We start from the raw sequence: 15,074 nt of genomic DNA on the forward strand, positions 1-15,074 counted from the left end.
CGCGCAAAGCGCATGCGGCACTCTATGAAATCCTGATCACCTCAAGTTCCTGATCGCCGACAGTGACGACATCTCCAACGGCCTTGCCCATGAGGAGCCGAGCGACCGGCGCAACATAGGAAATCGACCCGGCTTTCGGATCGGCCTCGTCCTCTCCGACGATGCGATAGGTCTGCACCCGCCCGTCATCGCGGCTGAAGGTGACCGTGCTTCCGAAGGCCACCACGTCGGTCGCGCTCGGGTCGGCAACCAGTTGCGCCGTGCGGACGCGTTCGACGAAATAACGCAAGTCGCGCAGGGGATTGGCCTGCTGCCGCCGCCGTTCGTTGACATCTTCGATCATGCTCGCAGCCTCATAGGCCTGGCGCGCGTCCTGCACCTGCAGTTCAAGTGCCTTCAGCCCGGCCTCCGTCACGAGATTGGGATGCGGCGAAATCGGACGGTCGGGCAGCAGCGTTTCCGCTGCGGTTTCTGCACTCTCTTCCTTGGTGAAGGCAACAGCCATCTCGACCTCCAACAGCGAGGGTGATGCCCCTCAAGCCGCCAATGTCAGAATAATCGGCCCGTTGCGGGTTGCAACGACTGTGTGCTCGTACTGCACCGTCGGGGCTTGGGGATCGGCATAAAGCGTCCAGGCGTCATCGCCGCCTTCTGCCCACGTTGCCCCGAGCGACAGGAACGGCTCGACGGTAAAAACGAGGCCTTCCGTCATCATGCGCCGCTCGGACGGATCGGGCCAGGTGGAAAGCTCGGCCGGTTCCTCATGCAGCGAACGGCCGACGCCGTGGCTCGCGAGATTGGCAACGAGCGTATAGCGGTTCTTCTGGGCAAAGGCGCCGACGGCATTGCCGATCTTCGCCAGCGGCTCGCCGGCTTTGATCTGGTTGAGGCCGACCCACAGCGCCCGCCGGCCGTCCCGGCACAGCTTCTCGATCTTCGACTTGACCGGCGGCACGGCGAAAGAGGCGCCGGTATCGGCAAAAAAGCCGTCCTTTTCCGCCGAAACGTCGATATTGACGAGATCCCCCGGACGGATGACACGCGGGCCGGGAATGCCGTGGGCAATTTCCTCGTTGACGCTGATGCAGGTCGCGCCCGGAAACTGGTAGCAGAATTCAGGCGCCGAGCGCGCGCCGGCATCTTCCAGAACCTTGCGGCCGATCTGGTCGAGTTCGAGCGTCGTCATGCCCGGCTCCATCGCCGCCGCCATCACCTGTATGGCGTTGGCACAGATGCGGCCGATATCCTTGAGCTTGGTAAGTTCCTCGTCGTTCTCGATAACCATAGACCCGTTCCGGTTTCACCCGAGAGCGACAGGCTCTTCGTCAAGCGGTGGATTTCGCGTCTTCGGAAGCCCCAGTCAATGCCTTTCTGACGATCGGCGCTACTTTTGTACCGTAAAGTTCGATTCCGCGCATGATCTGGTCGTGCGGCATCTGGCCGATCGCCATCTGCAGCAGGAAGCGGTCGTTGCGGAAAACCTTGTGGGCGGCAATGATCTTTTCTGCCACCAGTTCCGGATCGCCGAGGAAGAGATTGCCGGTCGGGCCGCGCGACATGTCGAAATGCGCCCGGCTCGTCGGTCCCCAGCCGCGCTCGCGGCCGATGCGGTTCATCACTTCGGCCTGCGGACCGTAGAACTGGTCGGCCGCGGCCTCCGTCGTATCGGCGATGAAACCGTGAACGTTGATGCTGGTCTTCAGCTTCGTCGCATCCTGCCCCGCCCGGCGGGCCGCTTCCCGATAGAGATCGAACAGCGGCGCAAAACGCGGATATTCGCCACCGATGATCGCAAGCGCCACCGGCAGGCCGAGCGCACCGGCGCGCGCTGCCGACTGCGGCGTACCGCCCACCGCAATCCACAGCGGCAGCGGATCCTGCAGCGGCCGCGGATAAACGCCGCGGCCATGGATCGGCGCGCGCAGCTCACCCTTCCAGTCGACCACCTCGTTGTCGCGCAGAGCCAGAAGAAGATCGAGCTTCTCCTCGAAGAGCTGGTCGTAATCTTCGAGATTGTAGCCGAAGAGCGGGAAGGATTCGATGAAGGAGCCGCGCCCCGCCATGATCTCCGCACGGCCGTTGGAAATCAGGTCGAGCGTCGCAAACTGCTGGAACACCCGCACCGGATCGTCCGAAGAGAGAACCGTGACGGCGCTGGTAAGACGAATAGTCTTGGTCTTCGTCGCGGCGGCAGCAAGCGCGACCACCGGTGCGGAGGCCACATAATCAGGTCGATGGTGTTCGCCGAGCCCAAAGACATCGAGCCCGACCTGATCGGCGAGCTCGATCTCCTCGATCAGATGCCTGATCCGCTCGGCCGCTTCCACTCCCTTGCGGGAAGCGTTCGGATTGACGTCTGCAAATGTATAAAGGCCCAGTTCCATGATCGGCACCCTGTTGAACTTGCCCCTGAGATAAGGTCCGGCAGGGCTCGGAGCAAACGGAAATTCTGGAACGGATTGTTCGATAAAGTTGATGGCCGCGTCAGGCCGGTGCCTGCCACGGATCGATGATTTCCACACCCATTCCCTTGAAGTCTCCGACGTTGCGGGTAAGAAGCGTCAGCCCATGGATGAGTGCCGTCGCGCCGATGAAGGAATCCCGCCGCGATCGCGGATCGGGAATATGCAGAGCAGCACACCGCAACGCGATGGCCCTATCGATATCGATGATCCGCCCCTGCATCTGGGTCTTCGCCTGCTCGAACCAGTCGCTCAGAACAGAAGCCTGCCTGGCGTCGTAACGCTGAAGCCGCAATATGCCATATTCGATCTCGAACAGCGTCATGACCGAAACATGTAGCTGCTCGATAGCCACCCCCTCGAACCATCGCGAAAAACTTTGATCCGCGCGACCGGTCAAGAGCTTGCGAAATTCCGATAAGACATTCGTATCGATGAGATACATCAGGAGAAGTCAACCGCCTTCAGTCCGACATCGTCGATCCGCGGCGGCTCGAAATCGATCTCATCCGCACCCGGTGAATAAAAGCGCTCGGCGATGCTCAGCGTCTTTCCGGTAAGCTTGGTATATTCCTCCATTGTCAGGAGGACATGCGAAGGCTTGCCTCGGTCGGTTATGAAAACCGGACCCTTCGCTGCCGCCTTTTTGGCGCTGCTGCTATCTTGGTTGAACTGTCTGCTGGTCATCACGGTCATGGCAATCACCTCAATGTAGAAACATTACTACATATATGAGGCTTCGCCAATCCGAATCCAGATCGAAGACTCGCGGGCTGGACTTTATTTCGTCGCCGGCTGCGCCGCCTCTTCCTGCATCTTGTCGATCTGCCGGCGGATATGGGCAGCTTCCGCCGCCGAATGGGCAAGCGCAATGGCGCGGTCGAAGGCGACGCGCGCCTGCGCGATGCGCCCGAGCTGCTTCAGCAGATTGCCGCGCAGACCATGGTAGTAGAAATAGCCGCCGAGCTTCTCATCGAGCTGCTCGATCAGGTCGAGCGCCTCCTGCGGTCCATTCAGCTTTGAGACCACAACCGCTCGGTTGAGCGTTACAACGGGCGAAGGCTGGACACGCTCGAGCGCGCGATAAAGCAGATCAATTTCCACCCAGTCTGTATCCTCAGCCCGCTTGGCGCGCGAATGAACGGCAGCAATTGCCGCCTGCAGCTGGTAGGGATCGGGCCTGCGGTGACGCAGCGCCTTGTCGAGCAGCGCCAGCGCCTCGTTGATAAAGGGTTGGTTCCAGAGCGAGCGGTCCTGATCCTCGAGCAGCACGATCTCCCCCTCGGCGCTGAAGCGCGCCTGACGGCGGGAAATCTGCAGCAGCATCAGGGACAGCAGCCCCATCAGTTCCGGCTCGGCGGGGAAGATATGCAGCATCAGCCGCGCCAGCCGGATCGCCTCGTCGCTGAAGGCGGCCGCCTCCTGCTCCGGATCGGCCTGACTGTAGCCCTCGTTGAAGATCAGATAGATCATCGTGCTGACGATCGTCAGTCGCTCGGCCCTCTCCTGCGGGCTCGGCGTTTCGAAGGGTACGCCGGCTTTCGCCACCCGCGCCTTGGCGCGCGTGATGCGCTGTTCCATGGCGGTTTCGGAGACGAGGAAGGCACGGGCGATCTGCGAGACCGACAGGCCGGAGACGATGCGCAGCGCCAGCGCAATCTGCTGCGTGGCAGGCAGGTCCGGATGGCAGCAGATGAACAGCAGCCGCAGGATATCGTCGCGATAATGGGAATCGTCCAGCCGATCGGCGATATCGCTTTCGGCATCCTCCCTATCCGAAATCTGATCCTCATCCGGCAGCGCCTGGATCTTCGCCCGCTTGCGCACCGCATCGATGCCGCTGTTGCGGCCGACGAAGATCAGCCAGGCCGTCGGGTCGCGCGGCGGCCCCTTTTCCGGCCAGGTCCGGATCGCCCTCAGGCACGCCTCCTGAAACGCCTCTTCCGCAGTATCGAGATTGCGGAAATAGCGCAGCAGCGCGCCGAGCGCCTTCGGCCGGGCCGAGGCAAGCGCGAGGTCGATCCAGGCAATGTCTGTCATGATGCGATCTCTCCCGGCCTGAAGGTGTAGAACGGCCGAATTTCGTAAGAGGTGGAACCCGGATTGACCGCCGAAAGCTGTTTCGAGAAGGCGATCGCCTCATCCAGCGTTTCGAAATCAACCGTATAGAAGCCGAGAAGCGCTTCTTTCGTTTCCGCAAACGGACCGTCGACAACGAAGGCCTCGTCCCTGCCCTTGCGCACGGTCGCTGCGGTCGTCGTCGGCATCAGCCGGCCGGTCGGGCCGAGCTTGCCGGCAGCGGCAAGCGGCTCGATCACGGCATGGAGATTTCCCATGACGGCAGCCTCTTCCTCCTCGGTCCAGGCAAAAACGGTTTCCTCATTGGCGTAGCAAAGGATTGCGTAAAGCATCGGTAACTCCTCTTTCCGAATGACGAAGGAGTAACCGTTTGGCCGACAGGCCGCATCAAAAAATTGCGGATGGGAAAACGAGCGAATCTGATCGAAGCATCCCGATTCACGATGCGCATGGGCTCGGCAATCTCGGCGCCAACGTGACCTTCTGGAGCACCGCAACATTCTGGCTGGAAAAGTAGATCGCGTCCGGCGTTCGTCTCATGGGCCACAATCGGAGATTTAAGTTGAAAAAACACAATGTCTATGGCTGTCATACACACTGTTGACTTGGGGCATAGGCATGATCGAAACGTCTCAGACCGCTCCCTCGCCTGAGTTTATCGCCGCGTTGACTGAGCTGCTACGAGCGGCCGCCAACCCGACACCGCCGTCACAACCAGATTTTGTCGATCCAGCGACAGTAGAGGCATTCGCACAACTAATTTCATCGGTTGCTTGGCCGATCGTCGTTCTTGTTTCAGTTAGCCTCTTTAGACGACAGATTGCGGCCATGCTGGGTGGTTTGAGCGAATTCAAGTTCTGGGGAATGGAAGGAAAAATCAGCTCAGAGCTGAAACAAGCCGAAGCGAGTGCCGAAAAATCCGGCAGCAAAAGCGATTTGCCGACCACAGGAGATGTCGCTCGCGCAGAAACTGTCGACGAACTCACCAAACATTCCGACGTAAACTACATCCGTAAGATTGTGGATCAACTTGCAGCACAGTATGAGCAGACTCGTGCCTCACTGCCGTCCGGTTCCAATAGGACGCGAGCCATGGAGGCGATTATGTCGCAGATGAGAACGGTCGGCAAGGCCGCAGCCCGCATCCGTTACGAGTTGGTAGGATCGCCGTCACCAGGAAAGAGGCTCCAGGCGATTGCATCTCTGCAAATGCTTCCCGATTACGAATTGCTGAATTGGCTCGCGGAACGCCCGAAGGTAGAACAGCCTTTTGTCTCCTATCATGCAATGGTCGCGTTGAATGCCGCCGCTCAAGGGCAAATGGCGGCTACAAATCTTCCGCGACTAAAACAGTGCTTGGCAATCGCCCTGGAGGCGACCGCGTCCCTCGACGAGGGTACAGATCGTAGACGCCAGGTTCAGGAATTCGAACGCACGGTAGCTGATCTGGAACAGCAATTGCGAACGCCTCAGCAGAAGTGAAGCTTACCCCTCGCTCAGCGTCCGCTTCACCGCATTCTTCCAACCCTTGAGCTTGACGGCACGAGTCTTGTCGTCCATGACAAGTTCGAAGCGCCGGTCGCGCTTCCAGGTGGCAGAGAACTTTTCCCGATCCGGCCAGACGCCGGCCCTGCTGCCGGCAAGCCAGGCTGCTCCGAGCGCCGTCGTCTCCAGAATGACGGGCCGATCGACCGGTGCTTCCAGCAGGTCGGCGAGCCGCTGCATCGTCCAGTCGGAGGCAACCATGCCACCGTCGACGCGGAGCACCGTATTGTCGGTGCCGTTCTTCCAATCCTTCCGCATGGCCTCCAGCAGGTCGCGCGTCTGGTAGCAGACAGCCTCCAGCGCCGCGCGGGAAAGCTCTGCCGGTCCGCTGTTGCGCGTCAGGCCATAGATCGCACCGCGCGCCTTGGCATCCCAATGCGGCGCGCCAAGGCCGGTAAAAGCCGGCACGAGATAGACCTCCTGCGTCGGATCGGCTTTTTCCGCCAAATCACTCGTATCGGATGCCCTGTCGATGATGCCAAGGCCATCGCGCAACCACTGCACCGCCGCCCCCGCAATGAAGATCGAGCCCTCCAGCGCATAGGTCGTCTCACCGTCAAGGCGATAGGCGATCGTCGTCAGCAGCCGGTTCTTCGATCGCACCATGTCGCTGCCGGTATTGAGCAGCGCGAAACAGCCGGTGCCGTAAGTCGATTTCAGCATGCCCGGCTCAAAGCAGGCCTGGCCGATCGTTGCCGCCTGCTGGTCGCCGGCAACGCCGAGGATTGGAATGGCCGCGCCGAAAATCTCCAGATCGACCGTGCCGAAATCGTCGGCGCAATCCTTGACTTCGGGCAGCATCGCGGCCGGCACGCGCAGGATGTCGAGCAGATCCTCGTCCCACTCATTGGTCGCGATGTTGAACATCAGCGTGCGCGATGCATTGGTCGCATCGGTCACGAAACTCTTGCCACCCGTCAGCCGCCAGATGAGGAACGTATCAATCGTGCCGAAGCAGAGGTCGCCGCGCGCTGCCCTTGCGCGCGCACCCTTCACATTGGCGAGCATCCAGGAAAGCTTCGTTCCGGAGAAATAGGGATCGAGGATGAGGCCTGTTTTCTTCGTGAAGGTGCGCTCGAGATCCTGCCGCTTGAGATTGTCGCAATAGCTTGCGGTGCGTCGGTCCTGCCAGACGATGGCGTTCTGGATCGGCTTGCCGGTTTCGCGCTCCCAGACGACGACGGTCTCGCGCTGGTTGGTGATGCCGAGTGCGGCAATATCTTTGGCCGTCACCTTGGCTTCGCGCAGTGCCATATGGACGGTTGAAACGACCGAATCCCAGATTTCCTCGGGATCGTGCTCCACCCAACCGGATCGCGGATAGATCTGCGTGAATTCCTTCTGGCCCATGCCGGCGATCTTCATATCGCCGTCGAAGACGATCGCCCGCGTCGAGGTCGTTCCCTGATCGACCGCCAGAACATATCCACCCATGCGATTCCTCCCGCTGCATGCTGTTGTCGTAGCAAATCAATAGGGCAGGTCCGCCTGGCTTGGAAGGGCGTAAGCAGTGCTCTTGTCCCTCAGCCACTTCCCGATTGCCAGCCCGCCGCCTTTGGGCATAACCTCGCTTCAACGTTGCAATGCAGCATCTCATAGTCAGGAAGGAAGAAGCATGAGCAGAACAGTCGTCGTGACCGGCTCCACCAGCGGCATCGGGCTCGCGATCGCCACCGCCTTCGCTGCCAGGGGCGACAACCTCGTCATCAACGGTTTCGGAAAGAATGAGGAAATCAATGATATAGTCGAGCGCCTTGAATCATCGTCGAAGGCAAAGGCACTCTATCATCCGGCCGATATGACGAAACCCTCTGACATCGCCGACCTGATCGAGACCGCCGGCAGGACCTTCGGAACGGTCGATGTTCTCGTCAACAATGCCGGCGTCCAGCATGTCGAGAAAATCGAGGATTTCCCGATCGAGAAGTGGGATCAGATCATCGCCATCAATCTGTCCAGCTCCTTCCATACGATGCGCGCCGCGATCCCGCTGATGAAGGCGAAAAAGCATGGCCGCATCATCAACATCGCTTCGGCACATGCCTTGGTCGCCTCACCCTTCAAATCTGCCTATGTAGCGGCAAAACATGGTATATTAGGCCTGACGAAGACGGCAGCGCTCGAGCTTGCCGAATTCGGCGTGACGGTAAACGCCATCTGCCCCGGCTACGTGCTGACCCCGCTGGTCGAAAAGCAGATCCCGGATACCGCCAAGGCGCGCGGCATGACCGAGGAACAGGTCAAGACCGAAGTCATCCTCAAGGCGCAGCCAACGCATGAATTCGTCAAGGCCGAGGAGATCGGCGCGCTCGCCCTCTACCTCGCAAGCGAGGAAGCCCGACAGGTAACCGGCACGCATATCTCGATTGACGGGGGCTGGACGGCGGCATAACCATTTGGAAAAACAACCGGGAACATCATGAACGACAGCATCCGCTTCATCCTCAATGGCGAGGACGTTTCCTTGGAAAACGTCCGGCCGACCGAGACTCTTCTTGATTTTCTCCGGCTGAGGCGGCGACTGACAGGCACGAAGGAAGGCTGCGCCGAGGGTGATTGCGGCGCCTGCACCGTGCTGGTCGGCCGGTTGATTGACGGCAAGCTTTTCTACGAATCCGTCAATTCCTGTATCCGTTTCATCGGCTCCCTTCAGGGCACTCACGTGGTCACGATCGAGCATCTGGCGGCGAAAGACGGCACGCTGCATCCGGTGCAGCAGGCCATGGTCGATTGCCACGGTTCGCAGTGCGGCTTCTGCACACCCGGCTTCGTCATGTCCCTCTACGGCCTCTGGCTCTCCAACGAGAAACCCGACCGCGCCGAGATCGAAAAGGCGCTCCAGGGCAATCTCTGTCGCTGCACTGGCTACGAGCCCATCGTCAAGGCAGCCGAACAGGTGAGCCTGCAGCGCCCGAGCACGCTCTTCGATCCCTTGGAAAAGACCCGCGCCGAAATCATCGCCCGCCTCTGGGCCATGCAGGCATCGGAAACGCTGACGGTCACGTCGGAAGAAGGCCGTCTGATCGTGCCGCGCTCCCTGGAGGCACTGGCGAAGATCCTGGCCGCAGAACCCGCAGCGACGATCGTTGCCGGCTCGACCGATGTCGGCCTCTGGGTGACGAAACAGATCCGGCAACTGAATCCCGTGGTCTTCATCAATCACCTGACGGAGCTTCAGTCGATCACCGCAGGCGAGACCGGCATCACCATCGGCGCCGGCGTCACCTATACCCGCGCCTTGGAAACCATTGCCCGGAAAATTCCGACCGTTGCCCGCCTCATCACCCGCATCGGCGGCGAGCAGGTCCGCAATATGGGCACGATCGGCGGCAATATCGCCAACGGCTCACCGATCGGCGACAGCCCGCCGCCGCTGATCGCACTCGGCGCACAGCTGACGTTGCGCTCGACTGCGGGCACGCGCACGCTGCTGCTCGAAGATTATTTCATCGCCTATGGAAGGCAGGACCGCAGGCGCGACGAATTCGTCGAAAGCTTGTTCGTGCCCTATCCGGCCGCCGACGCGAAATTTGCCGTCTACAAGATCAGCAAGCGCCGCGACGAGGATATCACCGCCGTCCTCGGTGCCTTCCATCTGGTGCTGGATGAGACGGAGCACGTTACCGACATCCGCATCGCTTTCGGCGGCATGGCCGCAACGCCGAAGCGCGCCCGCAGCGTCGAGGCCGAACTGATCGGCAAACCCTGGAGCGAGGCGACCGTCGAGGCCGCCCGCCTCGCCTTCGATGCCGATTTCCAGCCGCTGACGGACTGGCGCGCCACGTCCGAATACCGCCAGCTGACGGCCAAGAACCTGCTGACGCGGTTTTACCTCGAAACGGTCGGTGCGCCCGCCGAACTGAAGCGGTTCGAGGAGGTGGCGTGATGAAGACGGCATATGTCAGCACAAGCCGCCCCCTCATCCGCCCTTCGGGCACCTTCTCCCCGAGGGGAGAGGGGGGTAATGAGACGGCGCGGCATTCCCTTCTCCCCAGCGGGGAGAAGGTGCCCGAAGGGCGGATGAGGGGGCCACACGGCACCGCGTTCCCTTGCGAAGGAGTCATCTGATGGACAAATCCACCTTCGAGGAACGCAAGCTCATCAACGGCCAGATGCATATCTCGCTGCGCCATGATTCAGCGCATAAACATGTCACCGGAAGTGCCGATTATATCGACGATATTCCTGAACCGTCCGATCTGCTGCACGGCGCACTTGGCCTGTCCGACCGCGCCCATGCCGAGATTGTCTCGATGGATCTGTCCGAGGTCCAGACCTATCCCGGCGTGGTCTGGGTCTTCACCGGCAAGGATATTCCTGGCGTCAACGACGTCAGCTCCAACGGCAGCAATGACGAACCGCTGCTCGCCGAAACTCTGGTTCAATTCCACGGCCAGCCGATCTTCGCGGTGATCGCGCAAACACGCGAGATTGCGCGCCGCGCCGCGCGCAAGGCAAAGATCGAATATCGCGACCTGCCGCACTGGAGCGATATCGACGGGGCTATTGAAAATGGCAGCCCGCTTGTCATCACGCCGATGACACTGAAGCGCGGCGAGCCGGAAACGGAAATGGCCAACGCCCCGCGCCGGCTGACGGGCCGCATGCGCATCGGCGGGCAGGAGCATTTCTATCTCGAAAGCCATATCGCCATGGCGATCCCGGGCGAGGATGATGAGGTTGCTGTCTGGTCGTCCACTCAGCACCCGAGCGAGATCCAGCACATCGTCGGCCATGTGCTGCACCTTCCCTCGAACGCCGTCACCGTGAACGTGCGCCGCATGGGCGGCGGCTTCGGCGGCAAGGAAACGCAAGGCAACCAGTTCGCGGCCCTTGCGGCAATCGCCGCCAAGAAACTGAGGCGCGCCATTAAGTTCCGTCCGGATCGCGACGAGGACATGAGCGCCACCGGCAAGCGCCACGATTTCCGCGTCGATTACGAACTCGGCTTCGATGACGAAGGCCGCATTCACGCCGTCGACGCCACCTATTCGGCCCGCTGCGGCTTCTCCTCTGATCTCTCAGGCCCGGTCACCGACCGCGCGCTCTTCCACGCCGATTCAAGCTATTTCTACCCGCATGTGCATCTGACCTCCCAGCCGCTGAAAACGCATACCGTCTCCAACACCGCCTTCCGCGGTTTCGGCGGCCCGCAGGGCATGCTCGGTGCCGAGCGCTTCATCGAGGAGATCGCCTATGCCGTCGGCAAAGATCCGCTCGATGTTCGCAAGCTGAATTTCTACGGCCAGACGGGTTCAGGGCGCACGACCACGCCCTATCATCAGGAGGTCGAGGACAATATCATCGCCCGCGTCGTCGAGGAGCTGGAGGACAGCGCCGATTATCGCGCCCGCCGCAACGCCATCGTCGCCTTCAACCGCGACAGCCGCTATATCCGCAAGGGCATCGCGCTGACGCCGGTCAAATTCGGCATCTCCTTCACCATGACCGCCTTCAACCAGGCCGGCGCGCTCGTCCATATCTATCAGGACGGTTCGATCCACCTGAATCATGGCGGCACCGAAATGGGCCAGGGCCTCTACACCAAGGTGGCGCAGGTTCTTGCCGACAGTTTCCAGGTCGATATCGACAGGGTGAAGATCACGGCGACGACGACTGGCAAGGTGCCGAATACCTCGGCCACCGCCGCCTCTTCCGGTTCGGACCTGAACGGCATGGCCGCCTTCGATGCAGCCCGTCAGCTCAAGGAACGACTTGTCGCCTTTGCCGCGGAGAAATGGGGCGTTCCGGCCTCGGAAGTCATCTTCCTGCCGAACCGTGTGCGGGTCGGAGACATCGAAGTCCCCTTCCCCGATTTCATCAAGCAGGCCTATTTCGCCCGCGTGCAGCTCTCAGCCGCCGGCTTCTACAAGACGCCGAAAATCCATTGGGATCGCAAGGCCGGCCGCGGCACGCCTTTCTACTATTTCGCCTATGGCGCCGCCTGCACCGAAGTGTCGATCGACACGCTGACCGGCGAATATCTCATCGACCGCACCGATATCCTGCATGATGTCGGCCGCTCGCTGAACCCGGCGATCGATATCGGCCAGGTCGAGGGCGCCTTCGTTCAGGGCATGGGCTGGCTGACGACGGAAGAACTCTGGTGGGATGACAAGGGGCGGCTCCGCACACATGCGCCTTCCACCTACAAGATCCCGCTCGCCTCGGACCGGCCGAAGATCTTCAACGTGCGCCTGGCCGAATGGTCTGAAAATACCGAAGCCACGATCGGCCGCTCCAAGGCCGTCGGCGAACCGCCCTTCATGCTGGCGATCTCGGTGCTGGAGGCTCTTTCCATGGCTGTCGCGAGCGTCGCGAATTATCGCGTCTGCCCGAATCTCGATGCGCCCGCAACGCCTGAACGCGTGCTGATGGCGGTCGAGAGGATGAAGAGGGTGTAACCATGACGCGGCGCGAAATCCTTTCCGGTTTTGTGCCCGGCAGCGACTTCCGCGCCTTCCTGGCCCTCCAGCCCGAAGCGATCCTCGTCGAAATATCAGGCACGCAAGGTTCGACGCCACGCGAGCCCGGCGCCTTCATGCTGGTCTCGGCAAGGAGCGTCTGGGGCACCATAGGCGGCGGCCAATTCGAATTCATCGCCATCGGCAATGCCCGCGAGATGCTTGCCGGCACGGGCGGCACGGATATGATGGATATTCCGCTCGGGCCGGAAATCGGCCAGTGCTGCGGCGGCCGCACGCAACTGCGCTTCCGGCCTGTGACGGATGCGATCAGGGATGAACTGAAGAAAAAACAGGAAAGCGAAGCCGAACATCTGCCGGAAGTCTATGTCTTCGGTGCCGGCCATGTCGGCCGTGCGCTTGTCGCAGCACTCGCGCCACTGCCGCTTTCGGTCACCGTCATCGAGACCCGGCAGGATGAACTCGCCAACCTTCCGGTCTTGACGAAAAGCCGGTCGGTGCCGATGCCCGAGGCACTGGTGAAGGATATGCCGGCCGGCGCGGCACTCGTCATCCTCACCCATGACCACGCATTGGATTTCCTGATCGCCAGCGAAGCGCTCGCCCGCACCGATTTTGCCTATATCGGCATGATCGGTTCTGCGACCAAGCGCGCCACCTTTGCAAGCTGGCTTTCCCGTGAGGCAGGCGGCGAGCGCTCCTGGCTCGATCGCCTCACTTTGCCGATCGGCGGATCGGCGGTGAAGGACAAACGCCCCGAAGTGATCGCCGCCATGACAACAGCCGAAATCCTGGCCGCACTTTCCGCCTATCGCAACCGATCGTCCTCGTAACGCGGATCGCGTCCATCCAGAAAACCGAGATCGCGCTTGATGCGATCGGGTGTGACGTCCATGTCCAGCTGCGGCATCCGGCTGCCGATCCCCCAGGCCAGCCGGCGGATGAGGACGGTGATCAATGCCTCTTTTGCGGGGGAACGGCACTCTTCGATAGCTTGGCAATCCATGACATCACCTTGATGGTTTGATGAGATGATTGCAGTTTGCCGGGAAAAATGCTGCAATTCCAATCGAACAACCGTCTGCATCCATAAAGAGAACTTATCCATGAAACTGTCGAAGCAGTTCCCGCTGAACGCGCTGCGCGTCTTCGAATCCGTGGCCCGGTTCGGCAGTTTCACCAAGGCAGGCGACGAACTCGGCATGACGCAGACCGCCGTCAGCTATCAGATCAAGCTCCTGGAGGAGAATATCGGCGAGCCGCTTTTCCTGCGCCGTCCGCGTCAGATCGAGCTGACGGAAGCGGGCGAACATCTGGCACCCAAGGTCTCCGAAGCATTCAACATCCTGATCGAAGCCATGGCTTCGATGCGCAAGGCGACCGAGGAAACGCTGACGATTCATTCGACGGCGACCTTCGCCCAGCAATGGCTTTCGCGCTACATCGGCGCGTTCCAGTTGCAGTTTCCCGATATTGCCGTCAGGCTCGTCACCTCGGGCAACATCGTCGACTTTCAGAAAGAGGCCGCCGATGTCGCGATCCGCTGGGGTCGCGGCGATTGGCCGGGCCTCATCAGCCATTGCATTATGAAGCTTGATTTCGCCCCCATGCTGAGCCCGAAGCTCGCAGCCGAAATCGGTGGCGTTCACGAGCCCGCAGATCTTCTGAAACTGCCCCTGATCAGCGCCGGCGATCCATGGTGGGCGCAGTGGTTTGCTGCCGCCGGCGTCAAGGATGCCGATCTCTCGCGCTATCCGAAAAGCGAATTCGGCACGCAGATCCTCGATGCCAGCATCGCCATGGCCGGAGGCGGTGTTGCCATGCTCAACCCAGGTCATTTCCAGGAAGACGTTGCCACCGGAAGGCTCTATCAGCCCTTCGAACTGACCGGCAACGATGGGCGCGACTATTGGCTCGCCTATCCCGAAAATAGGCGCAACGTTCCGAAAATCAGAAACTTCCGGAAATGGCTGCTGGAAAAATTCAATGTCGAGCAGGACTGAACTCTCGCGCGAACGCGACAGATCTTAAATCTCGCTCAAAAGCCCATCTCGGGCGCATAGAAACATCGCGGCGTATCCTCGTTCGGGAACAGGCAGAGATGGTAATCGCTGTCACCCGAATGCATCGCCTTGGTCATCGGCAGCAGAAAGACATGGTAGCGCGTCACAAGTCGGTGATCGCCAGGCTTCAGCGTCAAACGATAACCATCCGGCGTGATGGCAACGGCCTTGGACGGGATCATCTGGCAATCGCCGGTTTCGGCATTTCCATTGCAACAGTAGGGGTCGTAACTCCAACCCGTACCGGCGTCGTGGGCTGTCGCGAACGACGCATATGCAATCATCACGCATGTCAGAATGCTGCGCATGGGCATCTTCTCCGTCGATGAATGCGCCGCCAGTTTCGTGCGGTTTCCACCTCATCCCGGCGGCTGCGTTTAAAAACTGTAACCCAAATTTCACATTTCAAGGAATCGGCTGTTCCACATCGGAGCATCAGCATTGGATAAAATGCCGCAGAAATCGGCGATTTTTTAAGGCACACGAGTGACACGCCCGCT

At 60.6% G+C, this 15,074-nt stretch carries 17 protein-coding genes; 7 read left to right on the forward strand and 10 right to left on the reverse strand.

Annotated elements, in window-relative coordinates:
• Nucleotides 1-22: 22 nt before the first annotated feature.
• The 7 genes from greA to FHT82_RS14895 all read right to left on the reverse strand — a co-directional run bounded on the left by greA (nt 23) and on the right by FHT82_RS14895 (nt 4,873).
• Nucleotides 23-505, reverse strand: coding sequence for a transcription elongation factor GreA (gene greA / locus FHT82_RS14865; protein ID WP_183731834.1), 483 nt, complete (start codon nt 503-505; stop codon nt 23-25).
• 30 nt (nt 506-535) lie between these two features.
• Nucleotides 536-1,285, reverse strand: coding sequence for a type I methionyl aminopeptidase (gene map / locus FHT82_RS14870; RefSeq protein ID WP_183731838.1), 750 nt, complete (start codon nt 1,283-1,285; stop codon nt 536-538).
• Between the two features lie 40 nt (nt 1,286-1,325).
• A complete protein-coding gene (locus FHT82_RS14875) occupies nt 1,326-2,384 on the reverse strand; it encodes an LLM class flavin-dependent oxidoreductase (RefSeq protein ID WP_183731841.1) in 1,059 nt (352 codons plus the stop codon).
• Nucleotides 2,385-2,484: 100 nt separating this feature from the next.
• Entirely contained in the window at nt 2,485-2,907 is a 423-nt protein-coding gene (locus FHT82_RS14880; RefSeq protein ID WP_183731844.1) for a type II toxin-antitoxin system VapC family toxin, read from the reverse strand.
• Nucleotides 2,907-3,164 carry a type II toxin-antitoxin system Phd/YefM family antitoxin gene (locus FHT82_RS14885; protein WP_183732761.1) on the reverse strand — a complete coding sequence of 86 codons (258 nt, stop codon included), beginning with the start codon at nt 3,162-3,164 and terminating at the stop codon, nt 2,907-2,909. Before FHT82_RS14885 ends, FHT82_RS14880 begins: the two co-directional genes overlap by 1 nt.
• 78 nt (nt 3,165-3,242) lie before the next feature.
• Nucleotides 3,243-4,502: an RNA polymerase sigma factor gene (locus FHT82_RS14890; protein WP_183731847.1), complete on the reverse strand. Its 1,260-nt coding sequence runs from the start codon at nt 4,500-4,502 to the stop codon at nt 3,243-3,245.
• Nucleotides 4,499-4,873, reverse strand: coding sequence for a YciI family protein (locus FHT82_RS14895; protein ID WP_183731850.1), 375 nt, complete (start codon nt 4,871-4,873; stop codon nt 4,499-4,501). The genes FHT82_RS14890 and FHT82_RS14895 overlap by 4 nt, the downstream gene beginning before the upstream one ends.
• A gap of 38 nt (nt 4,874-4,911) precedes the next feature.
• On the opposite strand from FHT82_RS14895, the gene FHT82_RS14900 reads away from it, so the two are divergent.
• Nucleotides 4,912-5,058, forward strand: coding sequence for a hypothetical protein (locus FHT82_RS14900; RefSeq protein ID WP_183731853.1), 147 nt, complete (start codon nt 4,912-4,914; stop codon nt 5,056-5,058).
• Nucleotides 5,059-5,159: 101 nt separating this feature from the next.
• Nucleotides 5,160-6,023, forward strand: a complete 864-nt coding sequence (locus tag FHT82_RS14905) for a hypothetical protein (protein ID WP_183731856.1) — start codon at nt 5,160-5,162, stop codon at nt 6,021-6,023.
• Nucleotides 6,024-6,026: 3 nt separating this feature from the next.
• Here the strand turns inward: FHT82_RS14905 and glpK are convergent, their stop codons facing one another.
• Nucleotides 6,027-7,520, reverse strand: coding sequence for a glycerol kinase GlpK (gene glpK / locus FHT82_RS14910; protein ID WP_183731869.1), 1,494 nt, complete (start codon nt 7,518-7,520; stop codon nt 6,027-6,029).
• 181 nt (nt 7,521-7,701) lie between these two features.
• Between glpK and FHT82_RS14915 the strand changes: the two genes are divergently transcribed.
• The 4 genes from FHT82_RS14915 to xdhC all read left to right on the forward strand — a co-directional run bounded on the left by FHT82_RS14915 (nt 7,702) and on the right by xdhC (nt 13,344).
• Entirely contained in the window at nt 7,702-8,478 is a 777-nt protein-coding gene (locus FHT82_RS14915; protein WP_183731872.1) for a 3-hydroxybutyrate dehydrogenase, read from the forward strand.
• A 27-nt stretch (nt 8,479-8,505) separates the two neighbouring features.
• Nucleotides 8,506-9,972: a xanthine dehydrogenase small subunit gene (gene xdhA, locus FHT82_RS14920; RefSeq protein WP_183731875.1), complete on the forward strand. Its 1,467-nt coding sequence runs from the start codon at nt 8,506-8,508 to the stop codon at nt 9,970-9,972.
• 181 nt (nt 9,973-10,153) lie between these two features.
• Nucleotides 10,154-12,490, forward strand: a complete 2,337-nt coding sequence (xdhB, locus tag FHT82_RS14925) for a xanthine dehydrogenase molybdopterin binding subunit (RefSeq protein ID WP_183731878.1) — start codon at nt 10,154-10,156, stop codon at nt 12,488-12,490.
• A 2-nt stretch (nt 12,491-12,492) separates the two neighbouring features.
• The gene (gene xdhC, locus FHT82_RS14930) at nt 12,493-13,344 is read left to right on the forward strand and encodes a xanthine dehydrogenase accessory protein XdhC (protein ID WP_183731881.1); all 852 of its coding nucleotides are present in this window, start codon (nt 12,493-12,495) and stop codon (nt 13,342-13,344) included.
• On the opposite strand, the gene FHT82_RS14935 is transcribed toward xdhC, so the two are convergent.
• A complete protein-coding gene (locus tag FHT82_RS14935; RefSeq protein ID WP_183732764.1) occupies nt 13,320-13,517 on the reverse strand; it encodes a hypothetical protein in 198 nt (65 codons plus the stop codon). The two genes, xdhC and FHT82_RS14935, sit on opposite strands and share 25 nt — an antisense overlap.
• A gap of 100 nt (nt 13,518-13,617) precedes the next feature.
• Between FHT82_RS14935 and FHT82_RS14940 the strand changes: the two genes are divergently transcribed.
• On the forward strand, nt 13,618-14,514 hold the full coding sequence (locus tag FHT82_RS14940; RefSeq protein WP_183731884.1) for a LysR substrate-binding domain-containing protein: 897 nt from the start codon (nt 13,618-13,620) through the stop codon (nt 14,512-14,514).
• 35 nt (nt 14,515-14,549) lie between these two features.
• Here the strand turns inward: FHT82_RS14940 and FHT82_RS14945 are convergent, their stop codons facing one another.
• On the reverse strand, nt 14,550-14,882 hold the full coding sequence (locus FHT82_RS14945) for a hypothetical protein (RefSeq protein WP_183731886.1): 333 nt from the start codon (nt 14,880-14,882) through the stop codon (nt 14,550-14,552).
• Nucleotides 14,883-15,074 lie beyond the last annotated feature (192 nt).

This window comes from Rhizobium sp. BK275 (assembly GCF_014193555.1).
Lineage (GTDB): Bacteria > Pseudomonadota > Alphaproteobacteria > Rhizobiales > Rhizobiaceae > Rhizobium.